The sequence below is a fragment of the Metabacillus rhizolycopersici genome (genome assembly GCF_020075705.1).
Genome location: NZ_JAIQUM010000208.1, coordinates 1 through 1,437, shown reverse-complemented (window position 1 = coordinate 1,437; position 1,437 = coordinate 1). Strand labels below are relative to the sequence as shown.

Genomic DNA, 1,437 nt, shown 5'->3' with positions numbered 1-1,437 from the left:
TGAACTGCACCCCAATTGTTAGACACAACTAACAATTGGAGGTGCAGTTTTTTATGACCAAATATTCTTTAGAAACAAAATTAACGGCTGTTAACGCTTATCTCGACGGTGTAGAATCCTTTAAAGATACAGCTCAAAAATACAATGTAAATATGACGATGTTAAAAAAGTGGGTAGCTAAGTTTCGTGTACATGGATTGGCAGCTTTTCAAAAAACATATACAAATTATTCAGTTGAGTTTAAACTGGACGTACTTAATTATATAAACGAAACGGGAGCGTCCATCGAAGAAGCCACTTTAGTATTTAACATTCCTGCCTCTACCACAGTTGGGAATTGGAAGGATTTATTTGAAACGCAGGGGATTGACGCTCTTCAACCAAAGGCAAAGGGGCGTCAATCCATGAAAAAAGAACCTAAAAAAAACAAACCAACTGAAGGATCAATTGAAGCACTTCAAACAGAAATCGAACGTTTACGCATGGAGAATGCCTATTTAAAAAAGTTGAATGCCTTAGTTCAAAACAAGGAAAAATCACCAAACAAGACAAAGCACAAGTAGTCTATGAATTAAGGTATGAATTTCCGGTGAATGCACTTCTACTGCTGGCAGACATACCACGTAGTACCTATTATTATTGGGTGAAAAACTTCGATCGACCTGATCCAGATGCAGAGCTGAAAGTATTGATTCAAACAATTTATGACGAACACGAAGGCCGTTATGGCTACCGTCGTATTGGGTATGAACTTACCAATCGTGGCCATAAAGTAAATCACAAAAAGGTGCAGCGTATCATGAAAGAACTAGGTTTAAAATGTTTAGTTCGTATAAAAAAGTATCGTTCTTACAAAGGGACAGTCGGAAAGATTGCACCGAATATTTTAGAACGTAAATTCCAAGCTAAAAAACCAAATGAGAAATGGGTTACGGATATTACGGAGTTTAAATTATTTGGAGAGAAGCTGTATTTTTCACCGATGATGGATTTATTTAATAGTGAAATTATCGCGTATACAGTCGGTTCAAGACCAACCTATTCACTTGTTTCAACGATGTTAGACCAGGCCTTTGAATGTTTAACAGACGAAGACACACTCATCATTCATACTGATCAAGGCTGGCACTATCAAATGAAAAAATATCGTCATGCGCTTAATGAACGTGGCATTACACAAAGTATGTCCCGCAAAGGAAACTGTTACGATAACGCCGTCATTGAAAATTTCTTTGGCATCATGAAATCGGAATTTCTTTATCTAAAAGAATTTGAAAGTGTAGAACACTTTAAGCAAGAACTAGCAAAATATATAGAATACTATAATCACAAACGAATCAAGGCAAAATTAAAAGGTATGAGCCCGGGACAATACCGAGCCGATACCCAACAAGCCGCCTAACGAAATAACCTGTCTAACTTTATGGGGTCACTTCA

1 protein-coding gene is annotated in these 1,437 nt (G+C 37.0%); it reads left to right on the top strand.

The window, feature by feature from the left end; genetic code table 11:
• Nucleotides 1-53: 53 nt before the first annotated feature.
• A protein-coding gene (locus K9V48_RS28015) for an IS3 family transposase (protein WP_224142313.1) occupies nt 54-1,402 on the top strand; the annotation gives its coding sequence in 2 pieces (ribosomal slippage) (nt 54-498 and nt 498-1,402; 1,350 coding nt in all).
• Nucleotides 1,403-1,437: the final 35 nt, after the last annotated feature.